This is a genomic window from Streptomyces sp. SM11, assembly GCF_002910905.1.
In the GTDB taxonomy this organism is placed as follows: Bacteria; Actinomycetota; Actinomycetes; order Streptomycetales; family Streptomycetaceae; genus Streptomyces.
Window position 1 is genome coordinate 1 of the sequence record NZ_NEUE01000051.1, and the last position, 20,036, is coordinate 20,036.

The window sequence follows — 20,036 nt, forward strand, 5'->3', positions numbered from 1 at the left end:
GACCAGCCACACGGTGCCGGTGGAGGCCTCTCCGACCTTCAGCCCGATCCGGGACAGGGCGCTGTGCTCGGCCAGCAGCCGGGTCAGCGGCCCCGCGAGCAGGGGGGCGATCACCGCCGCGGGCACCGCGAGCAGCAGTGCCTCGATCGCGGCGAACGAGGTGATCCGGCCCCGGGAACCGCCCCGGGCCCGCAGCAGTTCGCGTTCGCCGTCGCGCTCGCTGTTCAGCAGCCGGGCCACCAGCAGCAGGGTGTACGCGGCGAGCAGCACCAGCTGCACGGCGACGATCATCAACGTGGAGCGGGAGACCAGCAGCGCCCGGTCGAGCTGGTCGAGCACGGTGGGCAGCGAGGTCCGCGCGGTGATGCCGGACGCGAACACCGGTGCGGCCGCCAGGACCTTCGGGGCGTCCGCCGACGCACGGCGCAGCCCCGCCATGGAGCCGGTGGTCAGGGTGGCGAAGTCGGCGGACGCCAGCCAGGACGTCTCGCCGTCGCCGAGTGCGCCGGAGGCGAGGACCGAGGGATCGGTGAGCAGGGGGCCGTAGGTGGTGAAGGCGAGCTTGCGTACTCCGCGCCCGCCGAGCGGGTCCAGTAGCCAGTACGTGTCCGACCGGTCGGCGGCCTCGAAGACGCCGACGACCAGGACCTGCTGCTTCTTGTCGCTCAGCCGGTCGGTGACGGTGAGCCGCGCGCCCGGCTTCAGCTTCAGCGCCTCGGCGGCGACGACGGGCAGCGCGACCTGGACGGGTCCGGCGCCGTCGGGGGCCGCGGGCGCCTTTCCGTCGGTGATCCGTACCTGGGCCCGGTCGAGGGCGGCGAAGTGGGTGAGGTCCGGCTCGCCGCGCCGGGCGGCCGGGCCCTGGAGACTCCGCGGCAGCGCGTACGACCCCGAGCTCTCCAGCTTCCCCACCGTCACGGGCAGCCCGTCGAAGGCGTCGCGGGAGACCCTGCGGACGGCGGCATCGGCCTCCGCGCGCTGTTCGTGGCCGACCGAGGAGGAGACGACGAGGGCTGCGGAGGCGGCCGACTCGTGGGTGAGCGTGTGGCGCAGGGTCGCGTCGCCCACGGAACCGGAGAACGCGGTGGTCGCGGCCAGGACGGATGTGATCAGCAGGACGGCGAGGACGGCCGCGGAGAGCAGAAGGCGATGAGCCCTCACCCGAAGAAGGACGAAACCCGTCACCTGATCCCCCAGCCCCGGAAACACCGCATGTGCACGCCCCCCGGCGTACCGGTGATGCTTCCAGAGGCAACAGGGTTCTGGTAACCGCTTACAGGTGCACTTTAATGCGCTCGTGATCGTTATCCGGAGATGGGGCGTCGAATTCCGGAGTCATCCGGTCATGGATCGTCATACGGTCGTCCGGAAGTGATCAGTCCACGGTGTTGACCATCGAGGCGGCGGCGTACGTCAGGTAGTCCCACAGCTGTCGCTCGTGCTCGGGCGCCAGCCCCAGTTCGTCCAGCGCGACCCGCATGTGGGCGAGCCAGGCGTCGTGGGCCGCCCGGTCCACCCGGAACGGCGCATGCCGCATCCGCAGCCGCGGATGGCCGCGGTTGTCGCTGTAGGTGCGCGGACCGCCCCAGTACTGCATCAGGAACAGCGCGAACCGCTCCTCGGCCGGTCCCAGGTCCTCCTCCGGATACATCGGCCGCAGCAGCTCGTCGCCCGCCACGCCCTCGTAGAAGCGGTGCACCAGGCGTCGGAAGGTCGCCTCGCCGCCGACCTGCTCGTAGAAGGTCTGCTCCTGAAGCGTGTCGCGCGGAATCTCAGTCACCCGTCCATGGTCGCAGACGCACCGGCCGAGGACAGGGGTCCTAGGACCAAGGGCGGGGGCCCGGAGCGATGGCCTCCGGCCCGCCGCTCGCCCGCGCGGCCCCGGCGCAGGACAGTGGAGACATGGGTGCACACCGGCAAGGCCCCGCCCCGTCCGTCCCCGACGCCGAGGCCGACGCGGCGCGGGAAGCCCTCGTGCGGGAGATCGCCGCGCGGGGCGGGTTCACCGACCCCGCCTGGCGTACGGCCTTCGCCGAGGTGCCCCGCCATCTGTTCGTGCCGTTCTACTACGTGCCCGGAATCCGGGGCTTCGAGCGCCTCTGGGGTGAGGACCCCGACCCGGAGCGGCGCTCCCGCTGGCTGCGCGGCGTGTACGCGGACGGGGCGCTGGCCACCCGGCTCAAGGACGGCGAACTCGTCTCGTCCTCCAGCCAGCCGTCCCTGATGGCTCTGATGCTCGACGCCCTCGACGTACGGGACGGAAACACGGTCCTGGAGATCGGCACCGGCCCCGGCTACAACGCGGCGCTGCTCGCCCACCGGCTCGGCGACTCCGCCGTGACCAGCGTCGATCTGGACCCGGAGATCACGGAGTCGGCCCGCGGACACCTCGCCGCGGCCGGATACCGCCCGACGGTGATCACCGGCGACGGGGCCCGGGGCTGCCCGCGGCGCGCCCCGTACGACCGGATGATCGCGACCTGCACCCTGCCGTCCGTACCGGGGACCTGGCCGGAACAGTGCCGTCCGGGGGCGCGGATCCTCGCACCCCTCGCCACCGGCCTGGTCTCGCTCCACGTCCGCGCGACGGCGCGCGGACCGCGCGCCGAGGGGCACTTCCTGCACACCCCGGCGTACTTCGTGCCCCTGCGGGGGGCGCTCCCGGGGCCCGGCGGGCGCCCGCACCTCGGCGGACTGCCGCGCCGGGTGGCCGGGGACGACCTCTTCCGCTTTCTCCTGACCCTGACCACGGGCACCCTCGATCCGCACGAGGCACTCTCCCTCTGGGAGCGCGAGGAGCGCCCGCAGCGGGAGAGGTACGGCATCACGGTCGGCCAGGGCCGGCAGTGGGCCTGGCTCGACGACCCGCAGGGCCCCTACACCTGGCCGCTCGCCGCCGGGTGACCGGACGGGGCGGCGCGTGCGGCTGCCCGCGCCCGAGCCCGGCGGCGCGTGCTCAGTCCCGGCGGACCGTGATCGTCGTCCACGCCCCGACGTGCACCTGGTCGCCGTCCTGGAGCGGTACGGGGACGTAGGGCTGGATCGGGTCCTCGGCGCAGTTCAGCGTGGTGCCGTTGGTGGAGTTCTGGTCGACGACCGCCCAGCTGCCGTCGGGCTGCCGCACCAGCACCGCGTGCTGGTGCGAGACGCCCGGGTCCTCCGGGGGCACCGACAGATCGACGTCGGGGGACTCGCCGGTGCTGTGCCGGCGGCGCCCGATGGTGATCTGGCTGCCGGAGAGCGGAAGCCGCTGTTCCGGGGAGTACGCGGGCAGGTTCAGCCCGGTCGCCTCGGGGCCGCTGCGCTGCATCATCGCGAGGAAGTACGCGCGGTCCGGGGCGATCACGGCGGTCCAGGAGGCGGACTGCTGGGGCCGGCCCCGGCCGGGCACCCCGCCGTGCTGCTGACCCTGGTCGTACCCCTGGTCCGGCCCCTGCCCCTGCCCCTGCCCCTGGTGGGGGCCAGGCTGTTGGAACTGCTGCGGCGACTGCTGCGGCTGGGCCTGCGAGGGCGGCGGCAGCAGCCAGTCGTCCCCGCCGCCGGTGTGCCCCGCAGACTGCTGTTGCTGCGACGGCGCGAAGGGCGAGGCCTGCTGGGGCTCGAACGGCGAGCGTGCCGAGGGCGCCGACTGCTGCGGTTCGAAAGGTGAGGGGCCGGACTGCTGCTGCCCCTGCTGCTGGAACGAGGGCGGCGGCGGGGGACCCTGCCGGAACGACTGCGGCGGAGGTCCGCCCTGACCGCCGCCACCGTTCGGACCGTTCTGCTCGGGGGCGAGCGGCTCGGCGGGGCGGTTCATCTGCGAGGGGCGTGAGCCCTGGTGGTCGAACGGGTCGCGCGGTTGCGGCGCGCCGGGCGGGCCGCCCGGCGCACCGGGACCAGGCTGTCCGCCGGGACTGCCGGGACCGCCGGGGCCAGGCTGTCCGCCGGGACCGCCGGGGCCCTGCGACTGGAATCCGGGCGGCAGATTGAGGCCGGGCGGAGGACCGCCGGGCGTACCGTGCTGCGGGGCCAGCGGGGTGTACGAGGTCGCCGTGTTGGTGAGGAAATTCCAGCGGCACTCCTCGCAGTACGGCGCCATCGCCTCACGCGGCGTGCGGCACTGCGGGCAGAGCTCAGCCTGCATGGTGGGCTGGCCGCCGTCGGAACCCTGCTGCGGGTAGCCGTAACCGGGCGCGGGCGGCGGCGGAGGGGGCGAGGGCACGGCGCCCGCGGGCGCACCGCCGGTGGCCATGCGGTGTCCGCAGACCTCGCACCAGTCCTCGGAACCCGACTGGTGTCCGTTCGGGCAGGTCGGCATGTCGGCGCTTCCCCCTCTCCTCTTCCGGCCGCGGAGGCCGTCATGCTGTCGATCGCGGCGTCGTTGCTCAGCGATTACGTGTGGCTGCTCTGTGTTCACGGCCGGTGGTCAACCGATGACCGGGCCGTGCTGCTTCTTGGTTACTTCTTGACGCGAACGGTCTTGGTGGAGCGCGTTTCGAGGGTCATCTCGTCCGCTTCCGCGACCTTCGCCTTCAGTCGCACAGTACCTGTCGCGGCATCGACGACGTCGACCACCTTCGAAAGCAGCTTCGCGGTGTCCTGGTTCCCGGACGCCGACGCCAGCTGCACCGCACGGCCCAGTTTCGCCGTCGCGCCGTCGAAGTCGCCCGACTTGCGTGCGTCCAGGCCCTGCTGGATGACTTGTGCCAGTTCCGCCTGACCCGTGTAGTGCGCGACCTGCGGATTGATCGAGGTCGACGCCACCATGTCGTCCGTCCACACGGCCCGTACGAGCCCCTGCGACAGGGGCTGCGGGGTGCCCGCGCCCGAGGGGTCGGGCAGGATCAGCGAGACCCGGGCGGCCAGCATCTCCTGGCCGATCCCGGCCTCCGGGACCAGGACGCAGACGTGGTAGTCGCGGGACTCGTCGCCCCAGGAACCAGTTGGGTAGTCCCCGGCCCGGGGGGTCGCCTCCGTGCGTCGTCCGGTCAGGTCCCCGACCGTCGGCGCGACCTGCTTCACGAAGCGGATCTCCACCCCCACCGGGGTCCAGAGCCGCAGCGCAACGTCCGCGACCTCCTTGCCCATGGCGTTCTCCATCATCTGCGTGAAGTCCGCGGCCAGTCCCGCCGGGTCGGCGACGATGTCGGCCGTGCCGAGGAGGGCGGCGGCGATGCCGGTGACCTCCTTCACCTCCCAGTCGGTGCCCACCCCGCGGGCATCGCAGGTGAACCGTCCCGCGCAGGAGTCCAGCGCCGCCCGCAGATCCTCGGGCGCCTCGTGCTCGTTGCGCCCGTCGGTCAGCAGGATGCCGTGCCGGATGCCCACGTCGGCCGCGCCCAGGAGCCGGTCGGCCAGCCGCAGCCAGGTGCCGATCGCGGTGCCCCCGCCCGCGCTCAGCTTCCGCAGGGCGTCCTTGGCCTGGGCCTTCGTCTGCGCGTCGGCGACCGCGAGCCGCCCGTTGCCCGGATAGACGTCCTTGGCCACATGCGTCCCGGCGACCACCGCGAACCGGGTGCCCTCGCGCAGGGTGTCGACGGCTGCCGCAGTCGCGTCGCGCGCGTTGCGCATCTTCGTCGGCGGGTAGTCCATCGAGCCGGAGCAGTCGACCATCAGCACCACGGCCGCGTCGGGAGCCTGCCCCGGCCCGTACGCGGGCGCCGAACCCGCCAGCGGTGTCCCGCCGGTGGTGCCGCCGCCGGTCGAGGTGACGGTGACGATCGCGTTGACCTCACGGCCGCCCTCGGGCAGGAACTCGTTCTGGTACACCTCGACGGAGAACTGCGGCACGTTCGACTTGGAGAAGATGGCCATCCGGTCGGCTCCTTGAGGCTCCAGGGGATCAGGCGAAGAGGGGGCGCGGGTCGGGGCGGGGCGAGGGCCGCGGGGCAGGGCGGAGAATCGGCTCAAACGGTTTCGCAGGCCGATCCTGCCCCTCGGGGCCGTACGGCGAACGGCAGAAGCGCCACTGTTACGTTGTCGTGGCCCCCGCCGTCGAGCGCGTGTCCGACGAGTACCTGGGCACCGCGCAGCGGACGTTCCTGGGCGTCGGCCGGGACGGCGGCGGCCATCTCCTCGGCGGATTCCGCGTAGTTCCACAGGCCGTCCGTGCACACGACCACCAGGCCCGGCCGGTCCGGCCTGAACGCGGCGGTGTGCGGCTCCAGTTCGTACGCGTCGGCACCGAGCCAGCCGGTGATGGCGTGGGCGCGCTCGTCCGCGTACGCCTCCGCCTCGTTCATCAGGCCGGCCGCCACCATCTGCGCGGCCCAGGAGTCGTCCTCGGTGAGCCGGGCGGTCGGCTGGGTCCGGTCCTCGGGCACCCAGTAGACCCGGCTGTCGCCGACCCAGCCGACGACCAGCAGGCCGCCCGCCATGATCGCGCCGACCAGGGTGCAGGCCGGGGCGTTCTGGTGGCGGTGCGCGTCGTGCTCCATCGCCCCGGCCGGTTCCTGTGCCAGGGCGTTGACCGCCTCGGACGCGGCGACGATCGCCTCGTGCATCGCCGTCTGTGGATGCGTACCGCGCGGCAGGGACTCCAGGAGCGCCTCGTTGGCGGCGCTCGCTGCGGCCGCCGACGCCTCGTCGGGCCGGCTCGCCGAGGAGACGCCGTCGCAGACGATCGCGACGACGGCGGGCGATCCGTCGGGCAGCGCGGTCGAGGAAACCGCGAAGGAGTCCTCGTTGCGGTGGTGGCGCAGGCCCCGGTCGCTGACGGCGGCCACCGCGTCGAGCTCCTGCTCCATGTGGTCGCGCTCGCGGGGCTGGGCGTGCCCGCAGTTCTCGCAGTAGCCGTCGGGGTCCACCCGGCCGGAGCGGCAGGCCACACAGACCTTGGCCCCGGGGGCGGGAGCGGTGGCGGCCGCAGGGGTGTGCTCCGCCGTACGGGGATCCGGCGCGGCCAGCGCGAAGTCACCGGAGTCCGCCGCGCCGTCCGGCTCCGCCCGGTCGTCGTGGCGCACCGGGACGGCCACGGCCTCCGGGCCGCCCACCGGCCCCGGCTCGGGCCTGGACGTCAGGTCCTGCCCCGATGCCGCGCCCTGCGCCGACGCCAAGCCCTGCCCCGAAGCCAAGCCCTGCTCCTGCACCTGCTCCTGACCGTGTTCCGGCTCCGACAGCGGCCTGCCGCCCGAGTCCGTCCCCGGCAGGTCAGCCGGATGGTGCACGGGCGCGGGCACGTCCGAGCTGTCGGTCTCCGCTGCGGCGGGCCACCGCACCGGGCCGGCCGCCGGGGCGGCCGGGGGCACGGTGATGGCCACCGTGGGCCGGTCGTCGGGGCGTGCCGGAACGGCCGAGAGGTCGTAGCCGCACGCCCCGCAGAACAGGTCGCCCGCATCCAGCGGCTCCTCGCAGCCGGGGCACTTCGACAGGGCGGGCTGCTGGCGGCTCTGTGACATCTTCACACCCACGTCCGGGGGCGGAAACGGTTGGCCCGCTCCACCAGTTCGATCCTCTCGTCGCCCCGCTGCGCGAGCCGGGCGAGTATCCGGTACGAGCGTTCCAGCCCGAACCGCAGTCCCCGCTCGTTCAGTTCGGCGCCGAGCAGCTTTTGTGCGTCCGGCGAACCGGCGGCCGGCCCACCCAGCCCCGGGACACCGGGACAACCGGAGAGTACCCAGTCCAGCGCCTTGCCCAGTACCTCGGTCGACAACTGCTCGTGGCGCACCGGGTCCAGTCCGAAGGCGTCCAGCGTCGCCACCTGGATCCCGGCGGCCGTCAGATCGACCAGCAGCGGCTCCCGGTGCGAGCGCTCGCGCAGCCGCGCCCGGACGGCGGCGACCCGTGCCGCCGTGTAGTGGATCGAGGCCTCCGGCACCGACTCCAGGGTGCTCACCGCCCCGGCCCGCTCCCCGGCGGCGATCTGCACCCGGGCCAGGCCGAACGCGGCGCTGACGAAACCCGGATCGGTCGCCCACACCAGGCGGTAGTACTCGGCGGCGTTGTCCAGCTGGCCCAGCACCTCCGCACAGATCCCGAGCGCCAGCTTGGGCGCCATCTCCCCGGGGAACGCGTCGTAGACCGCGTCGAAGGAGAGCGCCGCCGTCTCGTGGTCGCCGGTCACCAGCGAGGTGACGCCCCGGTACCAGACGACCCGCCAGTCGTCCGCGTGTTCACCCTCAAGGGTGCTCAGCGCACGGGCGGCCGAGTCCAGCTCCCGCATCTCCAGCCGGGCCCGCAGCTCCAGCAGCCGGGTCTCCAGCGAGGGAGCCGGCACCGTGTGCAGGGCGGTGATCAGCTCGGCCGGGGCGGAGGCCGTCAGGCCGGTGAGGAAACCGGCGTTCGGGTCCATCGGATCGACCCGGGGGACCGGCAGCGCCAGCGAGGTGGCCCGGGTGTCGAACAGGACGAGCCGGACACCTCCGGCGGTCGCCCCGAAGGGGCCGTACGGGCCGGTCGGGACGTACGGCCCGGCCGAGGCGCCCGGGGTCTGCTCCGCCGCCCGGGGAGCCGGAACCGGAACGTGCGCCGGGGGAGCGTACGCGAGCGGGGCGCCGCCCTGCGCGGAACCCCGGACATGGGTCGGCGGCGCCGCCAGCGGAGCGGCCCCCGATCCACCCGACGGCTGGGCACCCGCAGGACCCGCCGGACGGCCTTCCGCCGGACCGGGTGTCCGGGCGCCCACCGGCAGCGCCCCGGCTGCCGCGGACGTCACGGCCCCCGGCGCGGCCGGCGCGGTCCCGCCGTGGGCCTGCCAGGCACCGCCCTGCGCCGGATCGCCGGACGGCGGGCGCCCGGCTCTCTTGCGGCGGCCCAGGAGCCCGCCCAGCGCGGAGCCGGTGTCCCGGCCACCGAGCCGCGAGACGTCGTCCGTCTGCCGGGCGAACAACTCCGTGTCGATCACGCGCAGTTCCGCGCCGAACAGCGTCGACAGGGCGGGACGCGGCCGGCCCGTCTGGAGCGCCACGACCTCCCGCAGCACCCCCGTCAGCTGCTGGGCCATCTCCGCCGCCGAGGCGAACCGCCGGGCCGGGTCCGGGTCGGTGGCCCGCACCAGCAGCCGGTAGAACGATTCGTAGGTGCGTAGCACCTCGATGGTGCCCGGATCCGGCAGCGAGTCCACGAAGACGTTCGTGTACCCCTGGAAGTCGAAGGTGAGGACCGCCAGCGTCCGGGCCACCGTGTACAGATCGGAGGCGACCGACGGACCGAGCTCCGCGACCTCGGGGGCCTGGTAGCCGACCGTGCCGTAGATCGCCGACTCGTCGTCGTCCATCCGGCGCACCGCGCCCATGTCGATCAGCTTGAGCTGGTCCTCGGTCTGGATCGCGTTGTCGACCTTGAAGTCGCAGTAGAGGAGGTTGCGGCTGTGCAGATGGCCGAGCGCCTCCAGCGCCTCGATCCCGTACGCGCAGGCCTGCTCGACCGGCAGCGGGTCGCGCTTCCCGGCCGGGGTGCGGCGCTCGTTGGCGATCTCCTTGAGCGCCTTGCCGCCGACGTACTCCATCACGATGTAGCCGTCGAGCGAACCGGTCCGCTGGTCCAGGTGCTCGACGAAGTTGTAGATCCGCACGATGTTGGAGTGCTCGATCTCGGCGAGGAAGCGGCGCTCGGAGATCGCGGCGGCCATCGCGTCCTGGTCGCCGGTGTCCAGCAGGCCCTTGAGGACCACCCAGCGGTCCGACACGGCCCGGTCCACCGCGAGATACACCCAGCCGAGCCCGCCGTGCGCCAGACAGCCCACGACCTCGTACTGGCCGTGCACGATGTCGCCGCCGCCCAGCTTCGGCACGAAGGAGTACGGGTGACCGCACTTGGTGCAGAACCCCTCGGTGCGGCCCTCCCGCTCACCGCGCGAACGGCCCACCGGCGCCCCGCAGTCCGAACGGGAGCAGAACCGCTTGCGTTCGGGCACCTCCGGGTTCTCCATCACCGCCGTGCGCGGGTCGGGCCGCGGCACGTCCGGCACCTCCACCAGACCGACGCCGAGCCGGCCCCGGGCGGAGTTCGCCGACGTCGAGCCGGAGGAACGCACCGAGACCGAACGGGAGGTGGACGCCCCGGACAGCGAGCGCGACAGTCGGCCGGAGACCGAACGGCGCGAGGTCGACGAACGGGACGAGGACCGCGCGGAGGCGCGGGATCCCGAGCGCTGCGAGGAGCTGTCCCGGCTGCTCGCCCGGCCACCCCCGGCGACCCCGGTGGGCGGCGAGGAGACCATGCCCGTCGGCGAGACGACCGGCGCCAGACCGCAGGTGCCGCAATACAGCTCACCGCCGCCCATGTCCTCGTAGTCCCCCTCGCACGCGGGGCGCTGGCACTGTGTACTCATCGTGTCTCCCCCTGTTCGCCCGGGCCCCGCCGGTCCTGCGGTCCGTCGGGCCGGCGCGGCGTCAGCAGGTCCGCGACCGCGTGCTGGTAGCGCAGGACGGCCTGCCCGGCGACCCGCAGATCGCACGGCGCGCTCCACAGCATGCGGCGTGCCGCGTCGTACCGCTCGATCAGCACCGGATCCTCGGCCAGGCCGTGCCGGGCCACCTTCGCCTTGTACGCGTCGAGCCGGCCGCGCAGCTCCGCGCGGACCGCCAGCGGGGCCGTCACCGAGGTCAGCGACTCGCGGGCGCGCAGCAGTTCGGCCTCGGCCTCCTGCTCCAGCGACTCCAGGAGCGGTGAGAGCCGGTGCCACTGGGCGTGTCTGCGGTGGTCCGACGCGGCCGCCAGACGCTCCTGGAGGGCGGTCGGCGGCCCGCTGACCGCGGGCACCTCGGAAGCGGCGATCTTCGCCAGCACCTCGCCGCGCGCCGCCCGTGCCTCGGTGAGGGTGCGGTCGGCCCGCGAGAGCACGTCCCGCAGCCGCACCAGACGTGCCTCGGCGTCCTGCCGGACCGTGAGCACCGCCTCGATCTCCCGCCGTACGTCCTCCAGGGCGCGGGCGGCCCGGTCGTAGCGCGAGGTGTCGGGGCGGCCGCCGCCGGGTGCGGCACTGCCGGGTCCCGGCAGCCAGAACGCCAGCGGGTCGGAGATCACCTGCACCCGCAGCGTGGTCAGCTCCTCGGTGATCTCCGCCAGGTCGTCCCCGGCCGGATGCTCACCGGGCCGCACCCCTACGGAGTGCGCCAGCGATCGCGTCCGGTGCAGCTCGGCCGCGAGCAGGTCGATCCGGGCGGGCAGCGCCGACCAGACGGAGTCGGAGGCGACGACCATGTCCAGGGACCTGGCGTACAGCTCGTTCATCCGGGCGACCAGCTCCTGGAGCGAGAACTGCTCGGAGAGCCTGGCCGGACCCGCGGCCGAAGGCGGCGGCACGGCAACCGGGTTGGCGACGGTGACCGCCTCGCCGCGCAGCAGGGCGGTCAGCGCGGTGAGGTCCTCCCGGTTGGGGTGGCGCCGCCGCGCGCGGATCTCCCGCGCCTCGGACAGGGCTCCCGCGTACGCCTCGAAGTACCCCCACAGCAGGGTGATCGACTGCTCGGTCGTGGCCCAGCGCTCCCGGGTGACGCCGGTCAGCTCGGCACCCTCCAGGAGCCGGCGGCCGGCATGATCCTGGAGCGCGAGGAGCGAGGTCTCGATGGCCTCGTGCTCCGCGCCGAGCCGGGCCAGCGCACGGTCCGCCTCCTCCCGGTCCATGGCCGGGCCGGGGGGCCTCCCCGCGAAGCTGGGGAAGGATCCCGCGACGCCCATCGATCACCTCTCCGCTCTCCCCGCCAGGCCGGTGGGCCCGGCGGGATCGGTCTGCTTCGGTCTGCTTCGAATCTGCTCCGGTCCGCTCGCTCCGGTTCGTACGCGCAGGGGCGCTACGGGGTCAGTCGCCGCGGTACTTGGGTGCGGGCGGTGCGGTGATGCCGGGAAGTCCGGCCGCCAGCCACTCGTGGTACGACGTCATCCAGGCGCTGTTCGTGCCGCCGGCGCGGTAGTCGACGAGGACCTTGTTCACCCGGGCCACCAGGTCGTTCGCACCCTTCTTCGTCGCGACGCCGTAGTACTCGGTGGTGAACGGGGCCTTCCCCTTGAGCTCCACCGCCGGGTCCTGCGCCGCCTGACCGGCCGCCAGGGCGTTGTCCGTGACGACCGCGTCGACCTCGCCGAGCTGGAGCCGCACCAGGCAGTCCAGCTGGCTGGGGACGGTCAGCAGGTCCGGGTCGCGCTCGGTGCCGTCGAAATCGTCCTTGTAGAGCGCCCCGAAGGACCTCCTCTCCAGCGCCTCGTACGCCGTGGAGCCCTCGGCCGAACAGACCCGCTTGCCCTTCAACGACGTGTCGTAGCCGGTGATCGTCGACACCTTCGGAGCGAGCACCTGCTGTCCGGCCTGGAAGTAGGCGGTGGAGAAGGAGACCTGCTCCAGCCGCTTGCAGTTGATCGTCATCGTCCGTACGACGACGTCGACCCGGTCGTTCTCCAGGGCGGCGATGCGCTGGTTGGTGGGGATCGCGCGGAAGACCACAGCGTCCGGGTCGCCCAGGATGTCCTTGGCGATGGCCCGCACCAGGTCGATGTCGAACCCTTCGAGCTCACGGTTCTCCGGATTGCGGTAGCCCCAGCGGAAGCTGTTCTGGTCGACGCCCGCGATCAGCTTGCCGCGCCGCTTGATCGTGTCGATGCTGGGCCCGTCGTCGCCCGACGCGGGCAGGCTCGCCTCCGGCTCGGTGCACTCCTCGGCCCGTGTCTGGACAGCCGTGACAGCCGCGCCGCCCGAGGTGTCCGCTCCGGCCGCCCCGTCGCTGTGGTGGACCAGCGGCAGCAGGGTGAGCGCGGCGGTGACCGCGCAGGCCGCCGCCATCCCCGTCACCCCACCCCAGCCGCGCAGGCCGCCGCGCCCGGACCGGTCCTTCGGCCTGCTCATCACTGCCCCTCTCACCGGTACTCCGAGAGCCTGCGGTTGACCCCGACGATCACGGCGGCGGCCCCCAGGACCGCCAGCGCCGCGGCTCCTGTCGGCAGGCCCCGCAGGGCCCCCCGCCCGTCCTTCGCCGCCGCGGTGAACTCGCCCTGCTCATGGGCGAGCGCCTTCTCCAGCGCGGTGTCCACCTGCTGGAAGGAGTGCCCGGTGGACTCGTCGGTCCCGATGATCTGCTTCAGGGCGCCTTCGTAGTCGCCGTTGTCGTCCGTGGCGCGAGCCTCGCGGTGGCGGACCTGCCACTGGGCCACGCCTTCCGCCGCCTTGACCACCGGCGCTTCCCCGCTCTCGTCGTCCGCGAGCCGCACGGCCTTCTCCAACTGGGTTCTCAGCGCCTTCATCCCCGTGGCGTAGTCCGCCTCGTACTGGTCGGCGGAGCCGTCGGGAGTCAGCACCGCGCCGCGCGCCACCAGGGTGAGGTTCTCGTTGGCACGCGCCTTCAGGGAACTGATCCGCGCGTCGTTGAGCACATCCAGGGACGCCTGGCCCTGCACCATCGCCGACCGCAGCTCCGTACGGGCCACCGCGTGCCCCACGGCCAGCCAGAGCACCACCACCGAGGCGGCAGCCGTCGCCGCCAGCAGCCCGTGGTTCAGCAGCCGGTTCGTCCGGCGGTAGGTGCGCCACTGCATCCACGCCAGCGCGCCGAGCACCAGAATCCCGGCGCCGAGCGACAGGAGGGGCCACTGCCGGGCGTCGGTGGAGTCCGTCCCCAGCCGGCCGGTCTCCGCCGCGTACAGCCGCTCGGCGGCCGGCAGCATCTCGCCGGTCATCTTCTGGTTCGCGTACCGGAGATAGGCGCCGCCCAGCGGCAGGCCCTGGCGGTTGTTGGCGCGGGCGCGCTCGATCAGGCCCGTGTAGACCGGGAGCAGCTTGTTGAGGGTGGCTATCTCACGGCTGGACGCGCTGTCGGAATCGGTGCTCCCCGACGCCTTCACCACCAGCCGGGCCGCCTCCTCGATGTCCTTCCGATACTGCTCCTGCACCGCCTCGGGCTCCTGCGCGCCCGCGAGGAACCCACTGGCCGCCGTCGTGTCCGCGTCCGCCAGGAAGCGGTAGATGTCCGCCGCGTCGGCGCTGAGCGGCTGACTGCGGCTGACCACGTCGTCGGCCGCGGAGGCCCGCGACGAGATCTCCAGTGTGGTCACCGCGCCGAACGCCAAGACCAGCAGGGCCAGGACGGCCCCGATGATCTGGAGCCGGCCGGGCTCGGTCGTCGCCACGGCGCGCAGGCGCTCGGCCTGCGCGGCCCACCTGACGCGGCGCTGTGCGGGCACGCCAGCCTGCCCGGACACCGGGTCCGGCGTGCGCAACGTCTGCGAGCCGCCGCTCGGCGGATGTGTCACTCGACCTCCCCCTCGGTCACTGACAGCGGGTCCGTCCCCGGCCCAGGACGCGTGCCCGGCCAGAAGCATGGCCGCGGGGACGGACATCCACACCAGGAACGCCTGGATCCCGCATCGGTCCCGCGCCGATCCTCCCCGGTCTCCGCATTCGATCAGGGCGGGCGCGGCCGATCAAGGCAGGCAGTGCATCGTGCCCGGATACATCCCCATAAGCGATCGAACTCCGGCGAACGGACTTCCCATCAGGTACACGTTCCAGGAGCCCGATTGGTTCCCTCGCACCCCTCGCACGCCAGGCGTTCACCCGTACGAGGAGCGTCCCCCCACGCGAATCGCGCGAGGGGACGCTCCCTGACGTACCGCGTACCGCGGAGGCCCTCAGGTGTACTGCGCGCGCAGCCTCCGGTGGACCTCCGGCCCCGCGCCCGTACGGTCCAGGCCCAGCAGCGCCGCGCCCAGCACCGGCGGCTCGGACACGACGCGCACCTCCGCCTTCGGGGCGCGTGCCGCGAGGAGTTCGGCGATCCGGTTGTCCAGCTGCGGGTGGCGCGCGGCCAGCACACTGCCGCCCAGCAGCACCGGAGCCTCCTCCTCCAGCAGGCCGAGCCTGTTCAGCGCGACCGAGGCCATCGCCACCACCTCCTCGGCCAGCCGTTCCACCAGTGCGAGGGCCACCGGGTCCCCGCCGGCGGCCGTGGCGAACAGCACCGGCGTCAGCTCGTGCCGCCGTGCCAACGGGATCCCGCCCCGGTGCAGCGCCTCGATGAGCGCGTACATCGTGTCGAGCCCGAAGTGGCCCGGCAGCGCACGGGCCAGCTCGGACGGCTCCCCGCGCCCGTCCTCGGCGCGCGCGGCGAACCACAGCGCCTCCTCCGCGAGTCCCGAACCGCCGCCCCAGTCACCGGATATCCGCCCGATCGCGGGGAAGCGGGCGGTCCGCCCGTCCGGGGTCATGCCCACGCAGTTGATCCCGGCCCCGCACACCACCGCGACACCCCGCGGCTCGTCCACCCCGGCGCGCAGGATCGCGAAGGTGTCGTTGCGCACCTCCACCGAGGAGCCCCACCCACGAGCCTCCAGGGCGCCGGCCAACTCGGCCTCCTCGACCGGCAGATCGGCGTTGGCCAGACACGCGGAGACATGGACGGGAGAGCCGGAGAAGCCGAGCGGGCCCCCGGCGTCCGGCAGCTGCGCCACTGCCCGCTCCAGCACGGCGGCCAGTACGTCGATCGCGGCCTCCATCCCGACCACGGGCGGCTGGAAGCCGCCGCCGCGCGCCGTGGACAGCACCGTGCCGTCCACGCCGATCAGCGCCACGTCGGTCTTGCTGTTGCCCGCGTCGATGGCGACGACCGACACGTTCACGCCCACGTCAGGTGCTCCCGGTTGTGCGCGATCAGCCGGTCGGTGAGGCCCTCGGCGTATGCGTACTGGCCGATCAGCGGGTGGGCGAGCAGCGCCTTGAAGACCCGGTCCCGGCCGCCGCGCAGCGCGGCTTCCAGGGCGAGGTCCTCGTACGCCGTCACGTTGGCGATCAGACCGGCGTACAGCGGGTCCAGCGCCGGGACGGCCAGCGGCGTCGCGCCGTCGTGCCCGACCCGGGCCTGGACCTCGATCACCGCGCCGTCCGGGAGGAACGGCAGGGTCCCGTTGTTGTACGTGTTGACCACCTGGACCGGGGAACCACCGTTGCCCAGCAGGGACGCCGCCAGGTCCACAGCCGCCTCGGAGTAGAACGCGCCGCCGCGCTTGGCGAGCAGCCCGGGCTTCTCGTCCAGCGTCGGGTCGCCGTACATCGCGAGCAGTTCCTTCTCCATCGCCGCGACCTCGGCGGCCCGGGACGGCTTGGTGCCGAGCTCCCTGACCACCTCGTCGTGGGCGTAGAAGTAGCGCAGGTAGTAGGAGGGGACGACACCGAGCCGGTCGACGAGTCGACGGTCCATGTGGAGGTCGTCGGCGATGGTGTCGCCGTGCTCCGCGAGCAGCTTCGGCAGGACGTTCTCGCCGTCCGGGCCGCCCAGGCGCACGCCCAGCTCCCAGGTCAGGTGGTTGAGCCCGACGTGGTCGAGGTGGACCTCGGAGGGGTTCACGTCCAGCAGCCGGGCGAACTTCCGCTGGAAGCCGATCGCCACGTTGCACAGGCCGACGGCCTTGTGCCCGGCCTGGAGCAGGGCGCGGGTGACGATGCCGACCGGGTTGGTGAAGTCGATGATCCAGGCGTCCGAGTTGGCGCGGCGGACCCGCTCGGCGATGTCCAGGACGACCGGCACGGTGCGCAGTGCCTTGGCGAGGCCGCCGGCGCCGGTGGTCTCCTGGCCGACGCAGCCGCACTCCAGCGGCCAGGTCTCGTCCTGGTTGCGCGCGGCCTGTCCGCCGACGCGCAGCTGGAGGAGGACCGCGTCGGCGTCGGCGACGCCCGCGTCGAGGTCGGTGGTGGTCGTGATCCTCCCGGCGTGGTCCTGTTTGGCGAAGATCCGCCGGGCGAGACCTCCCACCAGGTCCAGGCGGTCGGCCGCCGGATCGACGAGCACCAGCTCCTCGATCGGCAGCGTGTCCCGCAGCCGGGCGAATCCGTCGATCAGTTCAGGGGTGTAGGTGGACCCGCCACCCACTACTGCGAGCTTCATGTCAGCCCTTTACTCCGGTCAGTGTGACGCCCTCGACGAATGCCTTCTGGGCAAAGAAGAAGACGGCGATCACAGGGGCCATGACCAGTACGGTCGCGGCCATGGTCAGGTTCCAGTCGGTGTGGTGTGCGCCCTTGAAGGATTCGAGGCCGTAACTGAGCGTCCAGGCGGCCGGGTTCTCGGAGGCGTAGATCTGTGGTCCGAAGTAGTCGTTCCAGGCGTAGAAGAACTGGAAGAGGGCGATGGCCGCGATGCCGGGCCTGGCCATCGGCAGGACGACCTTCATCAGCGTGCGGAACTCGCCGCAGCCGTCGACCTTCGCGGCGTCCAGGTACTCGTTCGGGATGGTCAGCAGGAACTGCCGCAGCAGGAAGATGGAGAAGGCGTCACCGAAGGCCATCGGGATGATCAGCGGCCACAGGGTGCCCGACAGGTCCATCTGCTTCGCCCAGAACAGGTACATCGGGATGATGACGACCTGCGGCGGCAGCATCATCATCGAGATGACGAGCATCAGCGACAGCCTGCGGCCCCGGAAGCGGAACTTCGCCAGCGCGTACGCCACCGGGACGGACGACACCACGGTGAGGACGGTGCCGACGCCCGCGTACAGCAGGGTGTTGCGCCACCAGGTCAGAAAGCCCGGGGTGTTGAAGACCCGCTCGTAGTTGCCCCACTCCCAGGAGTTCGGGGTGAGGTCGCGGGTCAGCGCCTGCTGGTCGTTCATCAGTGAGGTCAGCACCACGAAGACGAACGGCAGCACGAAGAAGAGCGCGGCGGCGATGCCGAGCGAGTGCACGGCGATCCAGTGCAGCAGTGCCTTGCGGCGGGCGGTGCGTTCGGCGGGCGTCCGCGAGGAGTTCTCCGGGGACGCGGTGGTGGTCTTGTCGACGGTGTCGAGGAGTCGGGTCATGGCTCAGTCACCGGCCTGGATCAGGTTGTTGCGGCCCCGCATCAGCAGCGCGGTGAAGGCCATGGCCAGGGCGAACAGGACGAGGGCGACGACACAGGCGGCGCCGTAGTCGAAGCGCTGGAAGCCCAGGTTGTAGACGAGCTGTGGGAGCGTCAGTGTCGACTTGTCGGGATAGCCGGGTTCGAAGGACTGGCCGGAGCCGCCGATGACCCCGGAGGCGACCTTTCCGGCGACGAGTGGCTGCGTGTAGTACTGCATCGCCTGGATGACGCCCGTCACCACGGCGAACAGCACGATCGGCGAGATGTTCGGCAGGGTCACGAAGCGGAACTTCTGCCAGGCGGACGCGCCGTCCAGCTCGGCCGCCTCGTACTGCTCGGTCGGCACGTCCAGCAGCGAGGCCATGAAGATCACCATCAGGTCCCCGATGCCCCAGACCGCGAGCATGGTGAGCGCCGGCTTGGACCAGGAGGCGTCGTTGAACCAGCCCGGCGTCGGCAGCCCCAGGTCCCCGAGGATCGCGTTGACGGGCCCGGTGCCCGGGTTGAGCAGGAAGACGAAAGCGAGCGTCGCGGCGACCGGCGGGGCCAGGTAGGGCAGGTAGAACAGCGTCCGGAAGACCCCGGTCCCCGTCTTGATCTTCGTGATCAGCATCCCGATGCCGAGGCCGAAGACGACCCGGCAGCCGACCATGACGAGCACCAGCCACAGGGTGTTGCGCAGAGACGGCCAGAACATCGGGTAGTCGCTGAAGACGTACGTCCAGTTGGCCAGCCCGTTGAAGACCGGCGCCCCGAAACCGTCGTACTGGGTGAAGGAGAAGTAGACGGTCGAGACCATCGGGTAGACGAAGAAGACCGAGAACCCGATCAGCCACGGCGACATGAAGGCCGCCGTGCGCAGCGCCGACCTGCGGCGCTTGGAGCGGAGTGTGTGCGTCGTCATCGGGGGCTACTTGGCCTTGGCGATGTCGGTGTCGATCTGCTTCGCAGTCTTCTCCAGACCGGCCTTCAGGTCCTTCACCGCGCCCTTCTCGTACTGGTATCCGAAGTCCTGGATCGTCTGCTGGTACGTCGAACCGTTGACGGCCCCGTCGGGGGTGCTGGACTCCGGGTGCTGGGCGATGTCCAGGAAGGTCTGGAAACGCGGGTCGAACTTCAGGTCGGGGGACTTCAGCGCCTCGAAGGTGGAGGGCACATTGCGGATGCCGTTGGCGAACTCGACGACCGCCTCGGTGTCGCTGGTCATGTACTTCACCAGCTCCCACGCCGCGTTCTGCTTCTTGCTGGCCGGGGCGATGCCCACGATGGTGCCGGAGAGGAAGCCCTTGCCGTAGCTGTCGGCCTCGTCGTCGGCGACGGGCATCGGCGCGACGCCGATCTCGAAGCCGGGCTCGGTGTCCTCGGCCATCCCGAGCCGCCACTCGCCGTCCAGCTGCATGGCGACCTGACCGGTGTGGAACGGGTGCTTGGAGCCCCACTCGTCACCGAACGTGCCGCGGTACTTCTCCAGCTTGTCGTAGCCGCCGAGGTCCTCCACGAGCTTCTTCTGGTACGTGAACATCTCCGCGAACGCCGGGTCCTTGGCGATGTTGGACTTGCCGTTCTCGTCGAAGTACGTGTGCTCCCACGAGGACAGGTAGTGGTCGGCGACGGTCTCGTAACCGTGGAAGGTCGGCATGAAACCGAGCTGCTCGTAGCTGTCGCCCTTCTCCACCGTCAGCTCCTTGGCGACGCTCGCCAGCTCGGACATGGTCTTCGGCGGCGCGGTGATCCCGGCCTCCTCGAAGGCGTCCTTGTTGTAGTAGAGGCCGTAGGCGTCCGTGAGCAGCGGCAGGGCGCAGCGCTTGCCCTCGAACTGGGTGTAGTCGAGGAGGACCTTCGGGAACGTCTTCTCCAGGTCGAGCTTCGACTTCTCGATGAACGGCTTCAGGTCGGCGAACGCGCCGGACGAGCAGAACTTGCCGACGTTGGCGGTGGTGAAGGACGAGACCACGTCGGGCCCGTTCGAACCGCCCGCACGCAGCGCCTGGTTGAGCTTGTCGTCGTTGATGTTGCCGGAGACCTTCACCGTGATGTTCGGGTGGGCCTTCTCGAACCGGTCGACGTTGTCCTGGACCGCCTTCACCTCGGCGGGCGAGCTCCAGCCGTGCCAGAAGTTGATCGTGGTCTTCGCCTGCGGGTCGTCGGAGGCGCCCGCCTCGGACTGGCCGGTACACGCGGTGGCGAGCACCGATATCGCGGCGACGGCGACAGCGGTGGTGGTGAGACGGCTTGTGCGCATGACAGAACTCCCAGGGACGGGGAAGCGGCAGACGGCAGGGACGGGGAAGGGCGTGG

Annotated in this window: 15 protein-coding genes; 1 reads left to right on the forward strand and 14 read right to left on the reverse strand. The window is 72.1% G+C overall.

Features of this window, described 5'->3' with window-relative positions; all coding sequences use genetic code 11:
• Nucleotides 1-1,185 (reverse strand): FtsX-like permease family protein (locus B9S58_RS02985; protein ID WP_308457887.1); only part of this gene is annotated, 1,185 nt, incomplete at its 3' end.
• A gap of 190 nt (nt 1,186-1,375) precedes the next feature.
• Complete coding sequence (locus tag B9S58_RS02990) at nt 1,376-1,780, reverse strand: globin (protein ID WP_103530589.1); 405 nt, start codon at nt 1,778-1,780, stop codon at nt 1,376-1,378.
• Between the two features lie 122 nt (nt 1,781-1,902).
• Between B9S58_RS02990 and B9S58_RS02995 the strand changes: the two genes are divergently transcribed.
• Nucleotides 1,903-2,904 (forward strand): methyltransferase domain-containing protein, encoded by a 1,002-nt coding sequence (locus B9S58_RS02995; protein WP_103530604.1) that lies wholly within the window; start codon nt 1,903-1,905, stop codon nt 2,902-2,904.
• Between the two features lie 52 nt (nt 2,905-2,956).
• Here the strand turns inward: B9S58_RS02995 and B9S58_RS03000 are convergent, their stop codons facing one another.
• The 12 genes from B9S58_RS03000 to B9S58_RS03055 all read right to left on the reverse strand — a co-directional run bounded on the left by B9S58_RS03000 (nt 2,957) and on the right by B9S58_RS03055 (nt 19,980).
• Nucleotides 2,957-4,297, reverse strand: coding sequence for an FHA domain-containing protein (locus tag B9S58_RS03000; RefSeq protein ID WP_103530590.1), 1,341 nt, complete (start codon nt 4,295-4,297; stop codon nt 2,957-2,959).
• A 140-nt stretch (nt 4,298-4,437) separates the two neighbouring features.
• Complete coding sequence (locus B9S58_RS03005) at nt 4,438-5,793, reverse strand: VWA domain-containing protein (RefSeq protein WP_103530591.1); 1,356 nt, start codon at nt 5,791-5,793, stop codon at nt 4,438-4,440.
• Nucleotides 5,794-5,885: 92 nt separating this feature from the next.
• Complete coding sequence (locus B9S58_RS03010; protein ID WP_103530605.1) at nt 5,886-7,376, reverse strand: PP2C family serine/threonine-protein phosphatase; 1,491 nt, start codon at nt 7,374-7,376, stop codon at nt 5,886-5,888.
• A 2-nt stretch (nt 7,377-7,378) separates the two neighbouring features.
• Nucleotides 7,379-10,249: a serine/threonine-protein kinase gene (locus tag B9S58_RS03015; RefSeq protein ID WP_103530592.1), complete on the reverse strand. Its 2,871-nt coding sequence runs from the start codon at nt 10,247-10,249 to the stop codon at nt 7,379-7,381.
• Nucleotides 10,246-11,598, reverse strand: a complete 1,353-nt coding sequence (locus B9S58_RS03020; protein ID WP_103530593.1) for a hypothetical protein — start codon at nt 11,596-11,598, stop codon at nt 10,246-10,248. Before B9S58_RS03020 ends, B9S58_RS03015 begins: the two co-directional genes overlap by 4 nt.
• A 121-nt stretch (nt 11,599-11,719) precedes the next feature.
• Nucleotides 11,720-12,757, reverse strand: a complete 1,038-nt coding sequence (locus B9S58_RS03025) for a glutamate ABC transporter substrate-binding protein (RefSeq protein WP_103530594.1) — start codon at nt 12,755-12,757, stop codon at nt 11,720-11,722.
• An 11-nt stretch (nt 12,758-12,768) separates the two neighbouring features.
• Nucleotides 12,769-14,157 carry a hypothetical protein gene (locus B9S58_RS03030; protein ID WP_103530595.1) on the reverse strand — a complete coding sequence of 463 codons (1,389 nt, stop codon included), beginning with the start codon at nt 14,155-14,157 and terminating at the stop codon, nt 12,769-12,771.
• A 378-nt stretch (nt 14,158-14,535) separates the two neighbouring features.
• Entirely contained in the window at nt 14,536-15,528 is a 993-nt protein-coding gene (locus B9S58_RS03035; protein ID WP_103530596.1) for an N-acetylglucosamine kinase, read from the reverse strand.
• On the reverse strand, nt 15,519-16,784 hold the full coding sequence (locus B9S58_RS03040) for a 6-phospho-beta-glucosidase (protein ID WP_103530597.1): 1,266 nt from the start codon (nt 16,782-16,784) through the stop codon (nt 15,519-15,521). The genes B9S58_RS03035 and B9S58_RS03040 overlap by 10 nt, the downstream gene beginning before the upstream one ends.
• Before the next feature lies 1 nt (nt 16,785).
• Entirely contained in the window at nt 16,786-17,697 is a 912-nt protein-coding gene (locus B9S58_RS03045; protein WP_103530598.1) for a carbohydrate ABC transporter permease, read from the reverse strand.
• A gap of 3 nt (nt 17,698-17,700) precedes the next feature.
• Nucleotides 17,701-18,642, reverse strand: a complete 942-nt coding sequence (locus B9S58_RS03050; protein ID WP_103530599.1) for a carbohydrate ABC transporter permease — start codon at nt 18,640-18,642, stop codon at nt 17,701-17,703.
• Nucleotides 18,643-18,648: 6 nt separating this feature from the next.
• On the reverse strand, nt 18,649-19,980 hold the full coding sequence (locus B9S58_RS03055; protein ID WP_103530600.1) for an ABC transporter substrate-binding protein: 1,332 nt from the start codon (nt 19,978-19,980) through the stop codon (nt 18,649-18,651).
• Nucleotides 19,981-20,036: the final 56 nt, after the last annotated feature.

Excerpts from the sequence above, each read along its gene's own strand:
- B9S58_RS02995 (WP_103530604.1), top strand. The coding sequence starts at position 1,903 with ATGGGTGCACACCGGCAAGGCCCCGCCCCGTCCGTCCCCGACGCCGAG.
- B9S58_RS03000 (WP_103530590.1), bottom strand. The coding sequence starts at position 4,297 with ATGCCGACCTGCCCGAACGGACACCAGTCGGGTTCCGAGGACTGGTGC.
- B9S58_RS03005 (WP_103530591.1), bottom strand. The coding sequence starts at position 5,793 with ATGGCCATCTTCTCCAAGTCGAACGTGCCGCAGTTCTCCGTCGAGGTG.
- B9S58_RS03010 (WP_103530605.1), bottom strand. The coding sequence starts at position 7,376 with ATGTCACAGAGCCGCCAGCAGCCCGCCCTGTCGAAGTGCCCCGGCTGC.
- B9S58_RS03015 (WP_103530592.1), bottom strand. The coding sequence starts at position 10,249 with ATGAGTACACAGTGCCAGCGCCCCGCGTGCGAGGGGGACTACGAGGAC.
- B9S58_RS03020 (WP_103530593.1), bottom strand. The coding sequence starts at position 11,598 with ATGGGCGTCGCGGGATCCTTCCCCAGCTTCGCGGGGAGGCCCCCCGGC.
- B9S58_RS03025 (WP_103530594.1), bottom strand. The coding sequence starts at position 12,757 with ATGAGCAGGCCGAAGGACCGGTCCGGGCGCGGCGGCCTGCGCGGCTGG.
- B9S58_RS03040 (WP_103530597.1), bottom strand. The coding sequence starts at position 16,784 with ATGAAGCTCGCAGTAGTGGGTGGCGGGTCCACCTACACCCCTGAACTG.
- B9S58_RS03045 (WP_103530598.1), bottom strand. The coding sequence starts at position 17,697 with ATGACCCGACTCCTCGACACCGTCGACAAGACCACCACCGCGTCCCCG.
- B9S58_RS03050 (WP_103530599.1), bottom strand. The coding sequence starts at position 18,642 with ATGACGACGCACACACTCCGCTCCAAGCGCCGCAGGTCGGCGCTGCGC.
- B9S58_RS03055 (WP_103530600.1), bottom strand. The coding sequence starts at position 19,980 with ATGCGCACAAGCCGTCTCACCACCACCGCTGTCGCCGTCGCCGCGATA.